Annotated in this window: 22 protein-coding genes; 13 read left to right on the top strand and 9 right to left on the bottom strand. The window is 41.1% G+C overall.

The features are described from left to right. Positions 1 to 10: 10 nt before the first annotated feature. Together yfcF and AW165_RS16510 are read right to left on the bottom strand one after the other, a co-directional pair. The gene (yfcF, locus tag AW165_RS16515) at positions 11 to 637 is read right to left on the bottom strand and encodes a glutathione transferase (protein ID WP_060466450.1); all 627 of its coding nucleotides are present in this window, start codon (positions 635 to 637) and stop codon (positions 11 to 13) included. 120 nt (positions 638 to 757) lie between these two features. Continuing rightward, on the bottom strand, positions 758 to 1,663 hold the full coding sequence (locus tag AW165_RS16510) for a LysR family transcriptional regulator (protein ID WP_029424439.1): 906 nt from the start codon (positions 1,661 to 1,663) through the stop codon (positions 758 to 760). 110 nt (positions 1,664 to 1,773) lie between these two features. Here AW165_RS16510 and AW165_RS16505 point away from each other — a divergent pair, with 110 nt between their 5' ends. Next, the gene (locus AW165_RS16505; protein ID WP_060466449.1) at positions 1,774 to 2,205 is read left to right on the top strand and encodes a CidA/LrgA family protein; all 432 of its coding nucleotides are present in this window, start codon (positions 1,774 to 1,776) and stop codon (positions 2,203 to 2,205) included. 12 nt (positions 2,206 to 2,217) lie between these two features. Further along, complete coding sequence (locus tag AW165_RS16500; protein WP_002157453.1) at positions 2,218 to 2,907, top strand: LrgB family protein; 690 nt, start codon at positions 2,218 to 2,220, stop codon at positions 2,905 to 2,907. A 7-nt stretch (positions 2,908 to 2,914) separates the two neighbouring features. Here AW165_RS16500 and AW165_RS16495 read toward each other — a convergent pair whose 3' ends face one another. Further along, positions 2,915 to 4,405: a PLP-dependent aminotransferase family protein gene (locus AW165_RS16495; RefSeq protein WP_060466448.1), complete on the bottom strand. Its 1,491-nt coding sequence runs from the start codon at positions 4,403 to 4,405 to the stop codon at positions 2,915 to 2,917. Positions 4,406 to 4,519: 114 nt separating this feature from the next. Here AW165_RS16495 and AW165_RS16490 point away from each other — a divergent pair, with 114 nt between their 5' ends. Continuing rightward, positions 4,520 to 5,155 carry an FMN-binding negative transcriptional regulator gene (locus tag AW165_RS16490; RefSeq protein ID WP_060466447.1) on the top strand — a complete coding sequence of 212 codons (636 nt, stop codon included), beginning with the start codon at positions 4,520 to 4,522 and terminating at the stop codon, positions 5,153 to 5,155. A 42-nt stretch (positions 5,156 to 5,197) separates the two neighbouring features. Next, positions 5,198 to 5,791, top strand: coding sequence for a GNAT family N-acetyltransferase (locus AW165_RS16485; RefSeq protein WP_060466446.1), 594 nt, complete (start codon positions 5,198 to 5,200; stop codon positions 5,789 to 5,791). 3 nt (positions 5,792 to 5,794) lie between these two features. Here AW165_RS16485 and AW165_RS16480 read toward each other — a convergent pair whose 3' ends face one another. From AW165_RS16480 to AW165_RS16470, 3 genes are all read right to left on the bottom strand, one after another. Further along, positions 5,795 to 6,787: an AraC family transcriptional regulator gene (locus AW165_RS16480; RefSeq protein WP_060466445.1), complete on the bottom strand. Its 993-nt coding sequence runs from the start codon at positions 6,785 to 6,787 to the stop codon at positions 5,795 to 5,797. A gap of 39 nt (positions 6,788 to 6,826) precedes the next feature. After that, positions 6,827 to 7,657 (bottom strand): oxidoreductase, encoded by an 831-nt coding sequence (locus AW165_RS16475; protein WP_060466444.1) that lies wholly within the window; start codon positions 7,655 to 7,657, stop codon positions 6,827 to 6,829. A gap of 160 nt (positions 7,658 to 7,817) precedes the next feature. Next, entirely contained in the window at positions 7,818 to 9,005 is a 1,188-nt protein-coding gene (locus AW165_RS16470) for an MFS transporter (RefSeq protein ID WP_060466443.1), read from the bottom strand. 406 nt (positions 9,006 to 9,411) lie between these two features. On the opposite strand from AW165_RS16470, the gene mdcA reads away from it, so the two are divergent. From mdcA to madM, 9 genes are read left to right on the top strand one after another with little or no spacing between them, the layout of a single operon-like run. Continuing rightward, positions 9,412 to 11,091 carry a malonate decarboxylase subunit alpha gene (gene mdcA, locus AW165_RS16465; RefSeq protein WP_060466442.1) on the top strand — a complete coding sequence of 560 codons (1,680 nt, stop codon included), beginning with the start codon at positions 9,412 to 9,414 and terminating at the stop codon, positions 11,089 to 11,091. Beyond that, on the top strand, positions 11,091 to 11,975 hold the full coding sequence (locus tag AW165_RS16460) for a triphosphoribosyl-dephospho-CoA synthase (protein ID WP_060466441.1): 885 nt from the start codon (positions 11,091 to 11,093) through the stop codon (positions 11,973 to 11,975). Before mdcA ends, AW165_RS16460 begins: the two co-directional genes overlap by 1 nt. A gap of 2 nt (positions 11,976 to 11,977) precedes the next feature. Further along, complete coding sequence (locus AW165_RS16455; RefSeq protein WP_060466440.1) at positions 11,978 to 12,277, top strand: malonate decarboxylase subunit delta; 300 nt, start codon at positions 11,978 to 11,980, stop codon at positions 12,275 to 12,277. After that, complete coding sequence (locus AW165_RS16450) at positions 12,270 to 13,121, top strand: biotin-independent malonate decarboxylase subunit beta (RefSeq protein WP_060466439.1); 852 nt, start codon at positions 12,270 to 12,272, stop codon at positions 13,119 to 13,121. The genes AW165_RS16455 and AW165_RS16450 overlap by 8 nt, the downstream gene beginning before the upstream one ends. Then, positions 13,118 to 13,945 carry a biotin-independent malonate decarboxylase subunit gamma gene (gene mdcE / locus AW165_RS16445; protein ID WP_060466438.1) on the top strand — a complete coding sequence of 276 codons (828 nt, stop codon included), beginning with the start codon at positions 13,118 to 13,120 and terminating at the stop codon, positions 13,943 to 13,945. Before AW165_RS16450 ends, mdcE begins: the two co-directional genes overlap by 4 nt. Beyond that, positions 13,936 to 14,544 (top strand): malonate decarboxylase holo-ACP synthase, encoded by a 609-nt coding sequence (locus AW165_RS16440; RefSeq protein ID WP_060466437.1) that lies wholly within the window; start codon positions 13,936 to 13,938, stop codon positions 14,542 to 14,544. Before mdcE ends, AW165_RS16440 begins: the two co-directional genes overlap by 10 nt. Positions 14,545 to 14,556: 12 nt before the next feature. After that, positions 14,557 to 15,495: a malonate decarboxylase subunit epsilon gene (gene mdcH, locus AW165_RS16435; RefSeq protein ID WP_060466436.1), complete on the top strand. Its 939-nt coding sequence runs from the start codon at positions 14,557 to 14,559 to the stop codon at positions 15,493 to 15,495. Positions 15,496 to 15,543: 48 nt separating this feature from the next. After that, positions 15,544 to 15,960 (top strand): malonate transporter subunit MadL, encoded by a 417-nt coding sequence (madL, locus tag AW165_RS16430; RefSeq protein ID WP_060466435.1) that lies wholly within the window; start codon positions 15,544 to 15,546, stop codon positions 15,958 to 15,960. Continuing rightward, positions 15,953 to 16,717 carry a malonate transporter subunit MadM gene (gene madM, locus AW165_RS16425; protein WP_033849713.1) on the top strand — a complete coding sequence of 255 codons (765 nt, stop codon included), beginning with the start codon at positions 15,953 to 15,955 and terminating at the stop codon, positions 16,715 to 16,717. Before madL ends, madM begins: the two co-directional genes overlap by 8 nt. 37 nt (positions 16,718 to 16,754) lie before the next feature. Here the strand turns inward: madM and AW165_RS16420 are convergent, their stop codons facing one another. From AW165_RS16420 to AW165_RS19465, 3 genes are all read right to left on the bottom strand, one after another. Continuing rightward, the gene (locus AW165_RS16420) at positions 16,755 to 17,687 is read right to left on the bottom strand and encodes a LysR family transcriptional regulator (RefSeq protein ID WP_060466434.1); all 933 of its coding nucleotides are present in this window, start codon (positions 17,685 to 17,687) and stop codon (positions 16,755 to 16,757) included. A gap of 100 nt (positions 17,688 to 17,787) precedes the next feature. Then, positions 17,788 to 19,206 carry a PLP-dependent aminotransferase family protein gene (locus tag AW165_RS16415; RefSeq protein ID WP_060466433.1) on the bottom strand — a complete coding sequence of 473 codons (1,419 nt, stop codon included), beginning with the start codon at positions 19,204 to 19,206 and terminating at the stop codon, positions 17,788 to 17,790. Positions 19,207 to 19,304: 98 nt separating this feature from the next. Beyond that, complete coding sequence (locus tag AW165_RS19465; protein ID WP_005076466.1) at positions 19,305 to 19,439, bottom strand: hypothetical protein; 135 nt, start codon at positions 19,437 to 19,439, stop codon at positions 19,305 to 19,307. Between the last annotated feature and the right edge of the window lie 8 nt (positions 19,440 to 19,447).

The raw sequence follows: 19,447 nt of genomic DNA, 5'->3' as shown, positions 1-19,447 counted from the left end.
ATATAAGGATTTATTTATGTCGCAAGGCAAGCCATTTTTGTACGGTCGGACGTTGCCATTGCTGTAATGCATAGTTTTTTAAGCGTTCTGGTACAGAATCACCATTTTGAATAAGGCGTTGCAACATCAGGGCAAGTTCAGCATCCACAATGCTCCATGAACCAAAAAGAAATTCGGCATCAGACGCAAGAAGTTTTTCTGCAACAAAGAAAAGTTTCTCCGCAGCTTTTAGACCTTCTTCTGAAAGTGGAGTGGAGGTGGGCTGAATAAAAATAACATCGGTTGGACGCTCAGTTCTTAGTGCAACTAAGTCCGATCGGAGCCATGCCTGAATTTGTCTTGCTCTTGCGCGTGCTTGAATATCTTTTGGAAAAATAGCTGTGTTTGGATAAAGCTCTTCTAAATATTCCAAAATGGCAGAAGATTCTGATAAGGCAAAATCGTTATGTTCAAGTACAGGCACTTTGGCAGTTAATGACTTTGCTACATAAGATTTTTCAAACTGGCCTTGCTGGCCTAAGTTGATGGTCGCTATTTCAAATGGAATTTGTTTTTCATGTAGCCCTACAAAAACTGTAAACGCATAGGGGCTTAGAAATTGTGAATCTGTGTACAGCTTAAAATGTTCATTATTCATTGTTATTGTCCATGTCATAAAACAATCGGATCTAGTCTAAGTGAGCTGATCCAAGATTGGGTAGCTTTTTTGTGGAAAAGCTTTATCGGTTTTTGAATTAAGCCATTTCAGTTTTCAACGTTAGGGCTTAATGTGCTGAAAATGTTGACGAACAATACTAAGCCACGCCTGTACAGCTGGTGAGACAGGAAGATTCTTTTTCCAAGCCATCACTAAGTGCCACTGAATATTTGGTTTTTCGAGTGGCACTGCTGCAAATAAAGTCGGGTCAAGCATGTCAGTATAATACTGTGGGAGAAGTGCAATCCCCATTCGTTGTAATACCATATCTGCTAAGAGGTGCCATTGGCTGGTCCGGCAAGCAATGGTCGGGTAAAAACCATGCTGCTTACAGGCATCGAGAATAATACTGTTTAAAGAGAAATTTTCTGGAAACATCAAAAATGATTGGTGTTGTAGCTCTTCTAGATTTATTTTTTTACGGGTTGCCCAAGTGGCATCACGACGTAAAAGAACCATTAAAGGGTAGTTACATAGCTCAATGCTATTAAAGATTTGCTTATCAAAAGGCTGCAATAAAACGCCAACATCTAGTTCATTGTTAAGCAAAGCTTGTTCAATACCACGTGAACCCACTTCCATAAAAGCCAATTCAATATCTGGCAATTGCTGATGATAATCAAATAGAGCAGTCGTTAAGAGCTGCGAGCCTAAAGGCGGAACGCCAAGTTTTAAAGTTCCTGTTTTTAATTGTTGGTAGTTTTCAATTTCAAGAAAAATGTTTTGTTCTGCCTGAAGAAGCTCAATTGCATGTTGATAAATGCGCTCTCCAATTTCCGTTAACTCGATTTGTCTTTTACGGCCATGATCAGGTTTAACCAAAAGCTGTACCTGAAGCTGCTCTTCAAGCTGCTGTAATATTTTACTAATAGTGGGTTGAGTCAGATACAACTCTTCAGCAGTACGGGTAAAACTTTTAGTTTTTACCAATGTAACGAAGCACTGTAATGATTTTAGAGAAAGCATAATAGAGAATAGATTATTCCATTTTAGAATAATATTAACATGAATAATTCATATTTAGCAGCTTTAACCAAGATAGCATAATGGTGTAGTTAACCATTTAATTTCGCAAAATGAGTACTGAATCTGCTTCTGGAACACCCACACAACCTTCACTATTCGTGTTAGTTAAACAAATTTTGATTTTGGCTGGATTTTGGTGGATCGGATATCTCTTACATCAAAAACTCGGCGTCCCTGTCTCGGCGGGTATTTTAGGTATGTTTTTATTGCTTTTATGCCTGTTCTTTAAAATTATTAAAATAGATCAGGTGGCAATCGGAGCAACTGTAGTTTTAGGTGAACTGTTGCTGTTTTTTGTGCCCGTTGTGGTCACTGTAGTGCAGTATAAAACCTTGTTTATGACCGAAGGATGGCAAATTGTCTTGAGCATTGCGGTTGGGACCATTTCGGTCATGCTCAGTACATGTCTGACGATTCACTATTACAATCGTTTGAAAGCTTATTTACAGGCTCGAAAACGTCTTCAACATAAGCATATCTAAAGAGCAAACGACATGAATATTTGGTCAATTCTTTGTCTGATCTGGACTTTGGCAGCCTATGTTGTGGCAAAGCGAATCTATCAGAAAAATCCAAAACTTTGGTTGTCACCTGCGATTAGTGTGCCTGTACTCACCATTATTTTGATGACGATTTTTGGAATTTCATATCAAACTTATGCTGAAGATACGCAGTGGATTGTTAATTTATTAGGGCCTGCAACAGTTGCGTTTGCTGTACCGATTTATCGTTATCGAGAAACGATTCGTAAAAACCTTGGGGTCCTTTCGATTGCGATTATTGTGGGGATGAGTGTAGGTGTGATGTCTGCCTATGAAATGGCACAGTGGTTCCACTTTAGCCCGGAAGTGACCAATAGTTTAATGGCACGCTCTATTTCCACGCCGTTTGCCATGATTTTAGCGGAAGATATTCACGGTTCGGCAGCTTTGGTTTCACTATTTACGGTCATTACTGGTTTGGTCGGTATGATTTGCGGCGATGCAATTTTAGCGATTACTAAAATCCGTTCTAATGTAGCAAATGGGGCAGCTTTCGGAAATGCAGCCCACGGTTTTGGTACAGTTAGAGCACAGCAGCGCAATAGTGAAGAAGGTGTAATTGCCAGTTTGACCATGGTCATTGCAGGTATTTTAATGGTACTGATTGGGCCATTTGCGATTCATCTATGGTTGCTGTTGTAGGTTATATCTAAGTCGGCTTGTCATGTTGTTGAATAATCTTTGATAGTTTTTTGATAGCTTGTTGCATCAGTTCGGGTTCAAAATCGCCTAAGCCGACAATTAAACCTGGACGTTGTTGCTCTTTTGAAAATGTCGGTGAAATTGCTTTGATGGCAATACCTGCATCGACTGCCGAGCTTGCAACGTCAATATCATTAATATGGTGAGCAAGCCATAACACCATATGCATGCCTTGATCGCCCGGTTGTAACCAAGCCAGTTCTTGAGGTATATATTTTTCAATCAAGCCAATAATGTATTCTCGAACTTCTGCATAGACATTTCGAGTACGTCGAATATGTCGTTCCAAATAACCCTCTTGAATAAAAGCAGCCAAAACGTGCTGGTCAGCTGCAGGTGGATGTCGATCAATTAAGACTCTAAGCCCACAAAAAGGTGCTACCAATTCTTTAGGTAATACTGCATAGCCAAGTCTAAGGGAAGGAAATAGTACTTTGCTGAAAGTACCGAGATAAATCACTTGGTCGGGTGCCATGCCTTGTAATGATGGGAAGGGCTGTCCGTTATAACGAAGTTCACTGTCATAGTCATCTTCAATGATCCATGCATTTTGCTGTTTTGCCCAAGCCAATAAAGCAGTACGTCTTGCTAGACTCATCGGCATGCCAAGTGGATATTGGTGAGATGGGGTTACAAAAGCAGCACGTGCATGTTTAGAAAGCTTAATTCCGGTTTCAACTTGAATACCTTCTTCATCGACAGGAACACGCACCATCCGAATGTTTTGTACAGCATGCTCAAAAATGGCTGTTGTACCCCGATAAGCTGGATCTTCAATCCAAACTTCATCTTTTGCTTCAAATAAAATCTGGCTACAAATATAAAGTGATTGCTGAATACCGGGAGTAATCACAATTTGTTCAGGTTCACAGTGGACAGAGCGTGATCGGCGTACATAGTCTGCTATAGCAACTCTTAGTGATAGCACGCCTTGAGGTTCACCATAACCCGAAGGAGCACCTGCACCTCGTGATCTAAATTTATTACCAAACTTGCGCCAAATATCACTCGGTTGGGTGCGGGCAATGGGAACAGATACTGCAAAAGGGGCATGAGGAAGCGGTTTAAACTCTTTAAGCACTTGAGCATAGGAGAGTGCCGACTTCGTTAAAGGGATTGAGTTAGGTGTGGTCTCTTTTTGAGAATGTTGCAGCACAGTTTTTTTAGCTAAAGCATGAGACACATAGGTGCCCGTTCGTGCTTGAGAGTCAAACACACCTTCGGCTAAAAGCTGATCGTAAGCTTCGATAATCGTTCCGCGAGCGACCCCGAGTGTTTGAGCCAGTTCACGTGAAGAAGGCAACGGATCGCCAGGCTGTAAATCACCACTTTGTACAGCTTCACGCAAAGCTTGGGTTAGTTGAGCACTTATCTTTCCTTGGCTTTTATTAATCTTTGCAATCGACGGAAGTTCAACAACTTTTGCCATTCTTGCCATAATTCTGGTCTACTTAAAAAAATACAAAGTGGTTCTTTTTAATAAACCACAGAAACCAGAAAATTTACAACACAAAATATAAATAACCCTGATATCTACAGTGAGGTTTTAGCCATGTATATCCCCGATGATTATGCAGAAAACCGTTTGGACGTATTGCATTCTCTTATTACCGAATATCCATTTGGTGTGCTTTTTACTCATGGAAGTAATGGCTTAGATGCAAACCATCTTCCATTCGAATTACAGGCAGGTGAAGGGGAATTTGGTTTACTACGTGCGCATGTGTCTAGAGTTAATCCTGTCTGGCAGGACATTAAAAATGGAGATGAGGTACTGGTCGTATTTCAAGCAGGTGATGCTTATATTTCACCAAACTGGTACCCATCCAAACATGAACAACACAGACAAGTACCGACATGGAACTATAGGGTTGTGCATGCTTATGGCAAAGTAATCATTCGAGATGATGAACGTTACGTCCGTGGTGTTGTGGCTCGTTTAACCCGTACCCACGAAGCATCTCAACCTGAACCATGGAAAATGTCCGATGCACCAAAGGACTATCTTGAACCGATGTTAAAAGCCATTGTAGGTATTGAGATTGAAATTACCAAGCTGCGAGGCAAATCAAAACTTGGACAAAACAAAGAACGTCGAGACATTTTAGGTGCGGCAGATGGCCTATCGAAAGCTGGTCATCAAACTATAGCGGACGCTATGTATAGTGTCGCTGAGTTAAATAAATAATTTCGAAAATATACAACTTTAATATCAATTGAGGAGACAAAGATGTCTTTTACTACACCTGTTGAGTTGGTAGGTGAGCACGTTATTTTAAAGCCCTTAGACTTAACTCAAGCTGAATCACTGGCGGAGGCTGTTTACGATGGGGAACTCTATAATCTTTGGTATACCCGTGTGCCAAGACCTGAACAAATGGCTGCTGAAATTGAAAGACGTCTCGGTTTGCAAAATTCTGGTTCTATGTTGCCTTTTTATATTGAAGACCGAAAAACAGGTCGGGCGTTAGGTATGACAACACTAATGCATATTGAAGAAGCCCATCGCCGTGTAGAAATTGGGTCGACGTGGTACCGCAAGTCTGCACAGCGTTCGCCTGTAAATACTGAATGTAAAAAGCTATTGCTGGCCCACTCATTTGAGACTTTAAACTGCATTGCGGTTGAGTTACGTACATCTTCTTTAAATGTTCAAAGCCAAGCTGCGATTGTACGCTTAGGTGCAAAGCTTGATGGTGTGCTGAGGAGCCATCAAATTGTGAAAGATGATATTTTGCGAGACACCCACGTTTACAGCATTTTAAAACATGAGTGGCCTGCGGTTCGCCAAAACTTGGAATGGATGTTGAACAAGCCGCGTTAGGAATTAATGCATAAGTCTATATTCTTGCGGAGTATTACCCGTCCAGTTTTTAAATGCTCGGCTGAATGAGTTGTGCTCTTGAAAGCCCAATAGAAATGAAATTTCACCCGTGCTCATTGATGATTTTTCTAAATAATGTTGGGCAAGAGATTGACGTGTCGCATCCAAAAGCGTTTTAAAATTAGTTCGCTCTTCTAAAAGTAGCCGTTGTAGTGTACGTTTGCTCATCGCGAGTCGTTGAGCAACATCTTCTATCGTACATAGTCCAGCAGGTAGGTTTTCTAAAAGTATTGCTTTAACTTTTTCACTAACTGTTGCATCTTCATCAAGTTGTATAAGACTACGTTGCAAGTTTGGCTCGAAAAAAGACCACATGGTTGGGTTGGCTGTTAAAAAAGGACGTTCAGCATCTTGGCGTGAAAAGACAATCGAAATGTGTTCACTTTTTTGTGGAAGTACGCCAAAAAATGTTTTGTATTCTGCCAGATTATTAGGTAAATCGGGCAGTGTAACTTTCAAAGGTATAACCTGATGCCTGGTACATATTCTTGCTAATTGAGCAAAAAAGACCAGTTCTGACATGGCAAGACTTTGTGGCGTTGGCGTAGATACATTATAAAATTTGAGTTCTAGCGTTGTTGTGTCGTTATCAATTGCTACTTGTAACTGCATTGGCCCAACGAGTCTTTTAAATTCAGATAGACGCTGTATCGCAATATTGAAGTTAGGACTACAAATACAGGCAAAAATCGCTGGATCAAAAAGCTCAACTGTAATCATTTGACCAATTTTTAAAGGTAAGTCATTTATTCCAGCAAGTTGTTCAATTGCGTGCCAAAAATTGAAATATTGAACGGGCGTAAGGCTTGCATCTTTACGATTAAACAAATCAAGCGGTAGAGATGCCAAACGTAATGCATCTTCAAGATTTATGCCTAGGTCGTTCAGTAATAACTTCCAGTTGGTATTTAGGGCAAAATTTGAAGCATATTTCATTTGAGCATCTCAACATTAAACTTATATGGGTCACTTCATTTATTTAATAACTGACATCACCATACGATCAAACATACGGTCGCCAAACCATTTACGTACAAATATCATCAGTTTGGCATATTTGCCACCCACATAACGTGTTTTAGGTGAGGATGCATGAACAGCTTTCATTAGCATATCGACGACAACTTGCACGTCTGAAAGTTCACCTTTTTCTACTGTAGTTTTTGTTGAGTTAGCAACCGCGGCTGCCATATGGCTATACGCACTTTGTCCTGAACGTTCCAGCATAGGTTGGACCATTACATCTGCAAATTCAGTTGCGATAGCACCCGGTTCAATGACAACAACATCAATATTAAATGATTTTAACTCTAAACGTAGACAGTCAGACCAGCCTTCAACTGCATGTTTACTCGCATGATACCAACTACCAAGTGGGGTATAAATTTTCCCACCCATTGATGAAATATTGATAATACGCCCCTGCATTTTTTTACGCATACTAGGCAGAACCTTTTGGGTTAAATAGGCCATACCAAACAGATTCACTTCAAATTGATAGCGTGCATCGGCAAGGGTGGTATCCTCCATAGCACCATACATACCAAAGCCTGCGCAGTTAACTAAAATATCAACACCATGGGTTTCTTTTTCAATGGTTTTCACAACTTGGTCGATATCATCCTGATTGGTAATATCCATTTTTAATGTATGAGCACCAAGTGTTTTTAGTTCTTGCATAGCATCAACGCGACGGGCAACGGCATAAACCGTTGCACCTTCTTTGAGTAATGCTTTGGTAAATGCTTTTCCCATACCAGATGATGCGCCTGTGATGAGAACGATTTTTTCTTTAACTGTATTCATATTCTGTCTCTCAACTAAAGTTTTAAGGAACTTGCTTTTCGATAGAGACATCATAGGAATTTGAACAATATTTATCCAAATCGAATGGCGACAATGTTTAATCAAAGTGCGCCAAATTTTTAAAATATCATTTTCTGGAAATAAGAGCAGATACACAAAGTTAAATTAAAGCTTCTGGTCGTCTTTTGCTTAACCATAGTAATGAGCATGCTGCAATTACTAGCCACGGGATTAAAGCAATATTCATTGCTTCCCAGCCAAATAAATCGAGTAAAGCACCTGCGCTAAAAGAACAAATTAAGCCGACAACAAAAACCGTCATGTCGTTAATTGCTTGCGCCTTGGCTTTTTCAGCCGCTGTATACGTTCCGGTAAGCAAAGACGTGCTACCAATAAATAAAAAGTTCCATCCCACACCTAATAAAATGAGTGAAATTGCAAAAGATGCGAACTGAATACCCGAGAGGGAAAAACCAATATAACTAGCAAATAATATAAGACCGGCAAACATGATTTTAAGCACACCAAATCGAGCGATTAAATGTCCAGTAAAGAATGATGGTAGGAACATACCAAGCACATGAAGCTGAATGACGGTGGTAATTGATGCAAGTTCATGGTGTGAATATCGCATGGCAATGGGTGTTGCGGTCATACCTAAAATCATGATGCCGTAGCCTGTGACTGCACCAAACAGAGCAACTAGATAGGTAGACTGAAAGACAATCTGTTGCCATGGGCGACCAGCAGTAAAGTTAGATTTTTGCTCAACTGTATTGGAAATATGTAGGCTAGATAAAATGCCCATTGCCACAAGTGAAATGATACTAATAATTAAAAATGAACCGATATATTCTAAATGTTGAAATAATGGGCCACCAAAGCGCGCCAAAGTCGGACCAATCAGTGCGGCAACAATTCCACCTGCCATAACCCAAGAAATGGCACGTGAACGGAACGCATCATCTGCTACTTCACTGGCAGCAAAACGATAAAACTGGGCAAAGGATTGATAGGCCCCGACACATAGCGTGCCTAAAGCTAAGAGAGTAAGTGAACTATAAAAGATACCGATTGATGCAATAATGCCACCAATTACGCCTAAAAAAGCGCCGAATAGAAAACCGTTACGCCTTCCCACATGTGCCATTAACATTGAGGCTGGGAACATCATTAAGGCTGTACCCAAAAACATAGATGCGATGGGTAAAGTTGCAAGTATCGGTGTATTAGAAATATTTGCCCCAGCCAAACCACCAATCGTCATGACCATGATCGATACGGTTTGGTAAAGTGACTGAGAACTCGCCAAAATAAGAACTTGGCGATGCATCATATTTTGAAGCATGAGAGCCTTTAATTATATGTGTTAATTGATGAATTTGGGTGCTGAGTTTTTATAGAGCAAGAAAGTATTAACAGCTCAGCTTGAAAATGTTGAAGTGTTTTTTGGTGGCAGGCATAACAATATTTTTTTGGCATAAACTATTTCTTATCAAGTAATTGTAGCTGAATAATCAGGCTTAATATTCTATCATCTGATAATTTGATACAAAACAGTTGCAGTACCAGTTTTCTAAATAAGTCTATTTATCTAAGACATTTAATGTGTCTATTCTCTCAAATTCTTTTTCAGCCACCTTAAAATAAATCATTAACCTGAAGTTAATAACAGCTCATCTAGGTTGATTGATCGAAACTCCATAAAGCGTTTTTATAGATTCAGAACAAAACTGCGATCTATAGGTAAGCACATGGAAGGATCAGTTCAGAATAAAGAACGGTTATGGACAAAACGGCGTCATGCCAAACAACTAAAACTAGAGATGGCAAACCAATATACCGATGGTGTGGTGATTCAAACTCAAGACATTATTAAAGTTTTGGAAACCTTGATTACTCCGGGTGACAGAGTTGTACTCGAAGGAAATAACCAAAAACAGGCTGATTTTTTATCGCGCTCTTTGGCTCAAACCAATCCAGATATTTTGCATGATCTACATATGATCATGCCAAGCGTAGGGCGTTCAGAACATCTTGATCTGTTTGAAAAAGGCATTGCGCGTAAACTCGATTTTTCTTTTGCTGGCCCACAAAGTTTACGTATTAGCCAGTTAATTGAAGATGGTTTGTTAGAAATCGGTGCCATACACACTTATATCGAATTGTATTCACGTTTGGTGGTCGACCTCATTCCAAATGTGGTGCTCTCGGCGGGTTTTATGGCAGACCGTCAAGGCAATATCTATACAGGTCCAAGTACTGAAGATTCACCAGCACTTATTGAACCTGCGGCTTTTAGTGACGGTATTGTGATTGTTCAGGTCAATGAACTGGTCGATGATGTCTCAGAGTTACCACGTGTCGATATTCCTGCTTCTTGGGTGGATTATGTGGTGGTTGCAGATCAGCCATTTTATATCGAACCGTTATTTACTCGTGACCCAAAACACATTAAGCCTGTGCATGTGCTCATGGCGATGATGGCAATTCGCGGAATTTATGAAAAGCATAATGTGCAATCGTTAAACCATGGTATTGGTTTTAACACTGCGGCAATTGAACTCATTTTACCGACCTATGGTGAGTCTTTGGGTTTAAAAGGAAAAATTTGCCGAAATTGGACACTAAATCCGCATCCAACCTTAATTCCAGCGATTGAAACAGGTTGGGTTGAAAGCGTGCATTGCTTTGGTACCGAACTCGGTATGGAAAAATATGTTGCAGCTCGTCCTGATGTTTTCTTTACAGGTCGTGATGGCGCTTTACGTTCTAACCGCATGATGTGTCAGCTCGCCGGTCAGTACGCCGTTGATCTATTTATTGGCGCAACTTTGCAAGTTGATGGCATGGGGCATTCTTCGACTGTTACCAAAGGTCGTTTGGCTGGTTTCGGTGGTGCACCGAACATGGGACATGATCCGCGTGGTCGTCGTCACGATACGCCAGCATGGTTAGATATGCGTTTGCAAGGTGCCAATGAAACTGAAACCTATTTGGCACGTGGTAAAAAACTAGTTGTACAAATGGTTGAAACTTTCCAAGAGGGTGGCAAGCCAACTTTTGTGGATCGTCTCGATGCAATTGATGTTGCTAAAACAGCAGGCCTACCTTTAGCACCGATCATGATTTATGGCGATGATGTCACTCACTTACTGACCGAAGAAGGTATTGCTTATCTATATAAAGCAAGCAGCCAAGAAGAGCGTCAAGCCATGATCGCTGCGGTGGCAGGTGTGACCAGTATTGGTTTAACTCAAGACCCTAAAACAACAGCACGTTTAAGAAGCGAAGGCTTGGTGGTATTCCCTGAAGATTTAGGTATTCGCCGCACCGATGCAACACGTGAGCTTTTAGCTGCAAAAAATATTGCCGACTTGGTGACATGGTCAGATGGTTTATATCAACCACCTGCAAAATTTAGGAGTTGGTAATGATGGCACAAGTTCAATATCAAGCACTTAGCGATAGTCAGATTTTGGCAAGTTTAGCAGTCGAAGCGTTAATTGATGAAGTTAATCTGACACCGAAACCAGCTTTGGTTGATCGTCGCGGCAGTGGTGCACACAATGACCTGACTTTGGAATTAATGGAGCGCTCTGCGAAAAGTTTAGGGCCCATGTTTGAAGCGATGGCTCAAGCTGCAAAGCATCATGGAAAAGTCTGTTTGGCCTTGCGTGAAGACATTGGCGAAATTGGTCGCCAAGGTGAAAAGACCATGATGTTGGCAACAGATGGTGTTAACACACACCGCGGTGCAATTTGGGCCTTGGGTTTAATGGTTACGGCAGCAGCATTGGCGCGCACCAATCAACAGTACTTATCGGCTGTTGAGCTATGCCATTTAGCAGGCCAGATTGCTCAGCTTGAAGATCGTTTTATTCCAGAGCAGGCTTTAAGTCATGGTCAGCAAGTCCAAAAGAAATTAGGCGTCTTAGGTGCAAAAGAACAAGCTCAACAAGGCTTTCCAACTATTGTGAATTTGGGCTTAAAGCAACTTTATCAAAGCCGTAGTAAACCCATGAAAGAAGAGTTCGCTCGCTTAGATGCCTTACTTGCCATTATGACCGATCTGAACGATACCTGTGTGCTTTATCGCTCTGGCACATCTGGTTTAAAGCGTATGCAACAAGGCGCACAGCAAGTATTGGATTTGGGTGGTAGCTCAAGCTTAGAAGGCCGACGTGCTTTGCATCTTTTAGAGATTGATCTGCTTCGGATGAAAGCTTCAGCTGGTGGTGCCGCAGACTTATTGGCAGCAACATTGTTTATCGATCGTGCTCAGCAGTCATCTTTAAAAAATAAAGAGGGATTTTGATGATGGAAACACTTCATTTTGAATTTGTGGCGACAAAGCCACCTGTAAAAAAAGCATTGGTAGGATGTGTAGGCTCTGGCGATTTAGAAATTTTGATGGAACCCGGTGAAAAGGGAAAGACCTCTATTCAGGTAGTGACTTCGGTAGATGGCAGTGCAGCACGTTGGCACAATCTTTTTGAACGAATTTTTACTGCGCAAATACCACCAGCGGTCAATATTGATATTCATGACTTTGGTGCAACTCCCGGTGTTATTCGCTTACGTCTGGAACAAGCATTAGAGGAGATTGCTCATGACTGATATCGAGAGCTTGTTAAATAAACAAGATTTTATTGAACTCAGCGCAAGAGAACGTGCCAAAGCATTGTTAGATGAAGGGACTTTTCGAGAGTTACTCGACCCATTTTCACGTGTTATGTCACCTTGGCTCGTTAAACAGAATATTGTGCCGCAAGCAGATGATGGTGTAGTGATTGCCAAAGGATCTATTCAAGAACGCCCAGTGGTTCTAATTTCTATTGAAGGCTTATTTCAAGGCGGAAGTTTAGGTGAGGTAGGCGGAGCTAAAATTGCGGGTGCCTTAGAACTTGCAGTTGAAGACAATCTGAAAGGTATTCCAACAGCGGCAATTTTACTGTTGGAAACGGGCGGCGTTCGCTTACAAGAAGCAAATTTAGGTTTGGCTGCAATTGCTGAAATTCAGGCTGCCATTGTGAACTTACGTCAGTACCAACCTGTGATTGCTGTGGTTGCAGGCAGTGTAGGATGCTTTGGGGGTATGTCAATTGCGGCTGGCCTATGTAGCTATATTGTAATGACACAAGAAGGACGTTTAGGCTTAAATGGCCCGCAAGTAATTGAACAAGAAGCTGGTGTCCAAGAATATAACGCCAAAGATCGTCCATTTATATGGAGTATTACTGGTGGTAATCAGCGCTTCGCTAGTGGTTTGGCAGATGCTTATGTTGACGATGATCGTCAGAAAATTCGTCAGCAAGTCACCGATTATTTAACTGAAGGCGTACCTCATCAGCATCGTAGTTCAAACTACTCATTTTATTTAGCGAAGCTACAACAAGTCGATACTGCTGAGCAGATTACCCCAGCACAGGTTCAAGCTTTGTATCAAGGAGAGCAAGCATGAATATCGCCGTTGATACATTAAAAGCATCTACACGTGGTGCACATTGGTTTAAAGCATTTACACAGGGTTTTAAGACAGTTGAAGGTTTTCCAGCTTCTGTTTGGGTGGCTGATGGTCAGATCGATCAGCAAGAGGTGCGTGTGATTGCAGTTGTGCAAGATACCAATAATCTGTTCCCACGGGCAAAACAAGGTGAAGTTGGACTGCTAGAAGGCTGGAATGTAGCAAAAGCAGTTGATGACGTGATTCAAGCCGATGCACAGACTGAAAATAAACGCGGCATTTTATGCTTGGTTGATGTGCCAAGTCAGGCCTATGGGCGCCGTGAAGAATTATTGGGTATTCATCAAGCTTTAGCGGGTGCAGTAGATAGCTATGCTAGAGCCAGATTAGCAGGTCATCCTATTGTGAGTTTATTGGTTGGTAAGTCGATGTCAGGTGCTTTCTTAGCGCATGGATACCAAGCCAATCGTATTATTGCCTTAAAAGATTCAGGTGTTATGGTGCATGCAATGGGTAAGGAATCTGCTGCACGCGTTACCTTACGATCGGTTGATGAGTTAGAGCAATTGGCATCAAGCATTCCGCCAATGGCCTATGACATTGAAAGTTATGCAACGCTGGGTTTGTTATCTGAACTGTTATCTGTTGAAACCCCTGAACAACCGACAAACGATGATCTTTTGTTAGCAAAACAGGCAATTGCTAAAGCGTTTAAAGAAATTAATGCTGATCAATCGAGAGGGTTGGAACAAAGACTTCACGGCCAAAACCGTCAAATGTCTAAAAAAGTCCGTGAATTATTGCGCGAGCAATGGTCATGAAACTTAATCTCGAAGCCCATGATTTACTGTGGGGCATGACGGTCGATTGCTTGGCCGCTGATGCTCCGCATTGGGTGAGAGAGGTATTGCAACGAGGTGATCCTGTTGTGGTTCGACGGGCAATTACTCCTGAAAATCAGGTGGCTGTGGGTGTAAGAGGACAATTTCGCTATCAACGATATGCAGCTCAAATACCACGATCAGCAATCAGCAAACAGCTTAAGCCAGAAGCGCTGACTCACGTAGATACGCAACACTTTGAGCACTTAGCAGAACGTTTACAGAGCATTTCTAGCATCATGAAAAAATTTTCAGGATGTTGGGGATATACAGGAAGTTTCGGGTTTGAACTGGCAACGGGCATTAAAACAGTAACCGAGCAAAGTGACATAGATCTGTTGATTCGAGCTGAACAGCCTTTTGCCAAAAAGCAGGCGGTTGAGCTACTCGTAAATTTTCAGCAAGCAGCGCTTAATGTGGATATACAACTGCAACTTCCGCAAGGTGGGTTGGCCTTAAAAGAATGGGCTGGGAATAGCGGAAAAGTTCTATTGAAACGTCCTGATGGTGCTGTTTTAGTAGAAAACCCATGGAATTAGGGAAAAGATATCATGGCTTCAATTTGGGTATATCCGGGACAAGGTGTGCAACGAAGCAATATGTTGCACGACTTACCTCAAATCGCTCTAGTTAAAGAATATCTTGAGCGTGCATCGGATGCACTCAAAGAAGATGTCTTGATGCTAGATAGTCCGGCTGCATTGCAATCGACACGTGCAGTACAGCTTTGTTTACTTATTTCAGGTGTGGTGAGTTCTGCACTATTAACTGAGGAAAACTTAACACCTGATTATGTAGCTGGTCTATCGATTGGTGCATGGTCTGCTGCGGTTGTAGCGGGAGTTTTAGCCTTTGAGGATGCTGTTCGTTTGGTTGCCTATCGAGGTGAACTCATGCAAAACGCCTATCCAACAGGCTATGGTATGACTGCCTTGATTGGTACAGACTGTGCAGCTGTTGAAACATGGGTCAAACAGATTTATGAAATAGCGCCAGAGGTGTTTGTCGCAAATATTAATGCACATAACCAGATCGTTATTTCAGGAAGTTTTGAGGCCATGAACCAAGTTGCTGTTTTGGCAAAGCAACAAGGCGTGGTGGCAAAAAAATTAGATGTATCGGTGCCATCACACTGTGAATTATTAAGTCAGCAAGCAACGCAACTTGCAGCGTCTATGGAGGGAGTGACTTTAAAGCAGCCTAAAATACGTTATTTAAGTGGTACAACGGCTCGTACGCTTAGTAAGCCAGAACAGATTGGTGATGACTTGGCTTTTAATATGAGTCGACCTGTAGATTGGGAAAGTACCATCCAAGCTGCATGGGAGCGAGGTGTGAGGTTACAGATCGAAGCTTTGCCGGGAACGGTGCTTACTACACTTGCACGCCGAACATTTAAAGAAGGAACCGTGTTGTCATTTCAAGGGACACGCATAGACACTATTCAGATGGCAATGCAAAAAGAACAGGCAAATAGTTTTTCTTTTTGAGTCAGATTTTACAAAAGCATAAATGATCCAAGGATATGAGGGATTGTCATGATTATATATGGAGTTGGTTTACTCGCACTTTGCACCTTGGTGGGTGTTATTGTTGGCGATTTGTTGGGCGTTTTATTGGATGTAAAGTCCAATGTTGGTGGCGTGGGTATCGCCATGATTTTACTCATTTGTATACGGTTATGGATGGAAAAACGTGGTGTTATGACAGTTGAAACCGAAAAAGGCGTTTCATTCTGGGGCACCATGTATATTCCTGTTGTTGTTGCCATGGCAGCACAACAAAATGTGGTTACAGCATTATCTAGTGGACATATGGCACTCTTCGCTGCGGTAGTTTCGGTTATCGTTTGTACACTCACCATTGCGGGCTTAAGCCGTTATAACAAGGCAAGCCCTTTACCGAAGGAAGAAGACACCACATTAAACCGCATTGGAGGCAAAGTTCATGGTTGAATTATTATTAAAGGACTTAACCCATTTAGGTTTAATTACAGCTTTCGCTTTAATTGCTTTAATTATGTGGTTGTCGACTAAGCTATCTAAATATTTAACCAAGGGACGAGTGCATGCTTCAGCAATTGCGATCGTGATTGGTTTAATCTTGGCATGGTTTGGCGGAAAAATGACAGGCGGTGAAAAAGGGATTACCGATCTTGCACTCTTTACCGGTGTCGGACTCATGGGCGGTGCAATGCTTCGTGACTTTACCATTGTCGCAACTGCATTTGAGGTACAAGCGACTGAGGCGAAAAAAGCCGGATTTATTGGTGCCTTCTCTTTATTTCTCGGAACCATTTTGCCATTTATTGTTGGTTGTATGTTTGCATGGATTTTTGGCTATCGTGATGCAGTAAGTATTACCACAATTGGCGCAGGTGCAGTGACCTACATTGTGGGACCAGTGACGGGAGCTGCAATTGGTGCAAGTTCTGATGTCATGGCCTTGTCAATTGCAACGGGACTGGTGAAAGCAATTTGTGTAATGGTTTCAACACCACTTACCGCAAAATTTATGGGATTAGACAATCCACGTTCTGCCATGATTTTTGGTGGCTTAGCTGGAACTGTAAGTGGTGTATCGGCTGGTTTAGCAGCGACAGACCGTCGTTTAGTGCCTTACGGTGCGCTTACAGCAACGTTCCATACAGGTCTTGGCTGCTTAATGGGGCCGACTGTTTTGTTCTTTGCTGTTAAAGCTTTAGTCGGTTAATCAGTATTTAATACTCAGTCAAAAAAGGCCGTTGCTACTAACAGCGGTCTTTTTTATTTTTGAAATTAGAAGCAAACATTCGACATTCAGCAATCAGAGCAAGTAAGTTTGGATCGCGCTCTTTACTCTTTAGAAAGACCAAGCCAATTTCTTGTTGCATGTGATATTGCTGTTTGAGTGGAATAAGTTTTACTGAACTTTCATAAACTGCAGAAATACGGCCAGGTAGTAGAGCAAAACCGACACCTGAGCTGACCATACTAATTAAGGTAAAAATATCATTGACCTGTAAAGCAACTTTTGGTGAAAAACCTGCTTTTTTAAAAATAATGTCGCTGTCGTTATGAGTTGCAAAACCCTTAGTTAAAGTTAAAAAAGTTTCTTCTTTTAAAAGGCTTAAATCAATATCTTTAAAATCGGCATATTTTGAATCTTTATTGACTGCCAGAAAGATATCGTCTGAAAACATCGGCAAAATTTCAAAGTCATTATCTTGAGTGGTTTCATTTAAAGCCACGATAATGGCATCAAGCTCAGTTGCTTTAAGCTTTTTCACCAAGTCCTGATTTGAACTCAGCAACAGTTGAATATCAAGCTCACTACGTCTGAGCTTAAGACCGCTAATCACATTTGGAATCGTATTTACCGTCAAAGAATAAAGAGATCCTAAATGTAAAACCTTAGCTGCAAAGCCCGCGGCTTCTCTAGTTTTATTTACGGTAATAAAAATGTCTTGTACGATTTTCTGTGCCCGTTCTTCAAAGACATAAGCACTTTTTAAAGGAATGAGGTTACGGCCTTCATTTTTAAAAAGAGGGCAACGTAAAGCACTTTCTAAAGAATGTAAGGCTTTATGAACACTGACATTGCTCAACTGCATTTCTGTGGCTGTTTTAGACAAATTTCCGCAGCGCATGAAAGCTAAAAAAATCTGTATTTTTTTAAGGGTGAGTTCTTCATCAATTTCCATATTAATCCTTTGAACCTGCTTCCCTAAAACCAATAGATTTGAGCTATAAAGTTACCACAAAATAAAGTCTATAAAATTGTGCTTAGGTCGAAGCATTTCTTTAGAGACTTGCTTCAACTCTTTGTTGAATGGTTTTGATAACCTGATCTAATGCGCTTTGAATTTTAGTGTTCCATTCAAAAGAACAGTTAATTCTCAAATAATGTTGTTGTGCGGGTAAAACACTAAACAGAGGGCTTGGTGCAACGCCAATATCTTGCTGAATCAATTCTTCATAAACTTGCATACTATCTAGCGTACTAGGAAGCTTGACCCATAGAAAATAGCCACTTGGGTAGTAATACACTTCGCAAGAGCTAGGTAAATGCTGCTTTAAATAGTGATAAAACTGCTTTTTATAACGCTCAAGTGAAAGTCTAAGTGTACGCAAGTGCTTTTCATAATGATGATGAGACAAAAACTCAACCAATGCATTTTGAATGAGAGCATTTACTGAAATGGTGCTCATGAGTTGCAAGTGTTGAATATGGTCTGAAAATTTACCCGCATAGACCCAACCGACCCGAAAACCTGCACCTAATGTTTTAGAAAAAGACGAGCAGTGCAGTACCAGATTTTGTTGGTCAAAATACTTCATTGAAAGTGGTTTTTGCCCACCGTAATAAAGCTCTTCATAGACATCATCTTCAATTAAATAGATTTGATGTTCGTGAAGCAACTTGGCAATTTTATATTTAATGTCATCACTGACTGTAAAACCAATCGGGTTATGGGCGTTGAGCATGAGCCAGCACACTTTGATTGGATAGGTTTGAATGACTTGTTCAAATGCCTCTAGGTCAAAACCATGTTGTGGATGTTCAGGAATGGTGATCACTTTAAGTCCTAAACGCTCGGCGGCTTGCCAAGCCCCATAAAACACAGTTTGCTGTAATAAAATATAATCGCCGGGTTGAGCGACAGCTTGTAGCGAAAGGTTCAGTGCATCTAAACCTCCAGATGTAATGACAATGTCATCTGGATCGGTCTGTATGCCTTGCATACAGTAGCGCTGAGCAATCAGTTTTCTTAAGGCTAAATTACCGGGAGGTAGGCTTGTGGTCTGGTCATAACTTTGTCTTTGGCGCGCAAGTTGCCCCATAATTTGAATAAGTTTGGGTGCTGTTAAAAGCTGACTGTCCGGAAAAGCTGAACCAAAAGGTATGACGGACTCATGTTGAATTGACTTAAGATATTTAAAAACTAAGGAATTAATTTCAATTTTAGAGTTCAGTGAAACAACTGAATATTGTTCGAGTGGCTTTAGTGCAATTTGCTCGGCAACAAAGTACCCAGATTTTTCTTTTGAATAGATCAGTCCTTGTGATTCAAGCTCCTGATAAGCATTCATTACGGTCATTAAACTAAAGCCAGACCGTTGTACCTGATCTCTCAATGACGGTAATTTTTCATGCGCACTTAAAGTGCCACTTTCAATGAGTTGGCGAATGCTATGAGCGAGTTGTTCTGATTTATACATGTATGAGCTGCACGAAATAACAAAATGAAAGAAGCACTTAATCAATAATAAATGCCGTTTGCAGAATCTACAAACGGCATTTGTTTAGAACAATAGATTTACTTTAAGTAAGGGGCTGCATAAATCAAGATAACTTTAAACAATCCCGCAATCACAGCTAAGGCTAAAAAACCACCGATCCATAGCAGAATAAACCATTGGGTTTGATTGAGTTTAACGGATGACTTTTTCATAAAACCCT

Source organism: Acinetobacter sp. LMB-5, from assembly GCF_001541635.1.
Lineage (GTDB): Bacteria > Pseudomonadota > Gammaproteobacteria > Pseudomonadales > Moraxellaceae > Acinetobacter > Acinetobacter pittii.
Note: the sequence above shows the minus strand (reverse complement) of the source record. Positions and strands in the feature narration are given on the sequence as shown.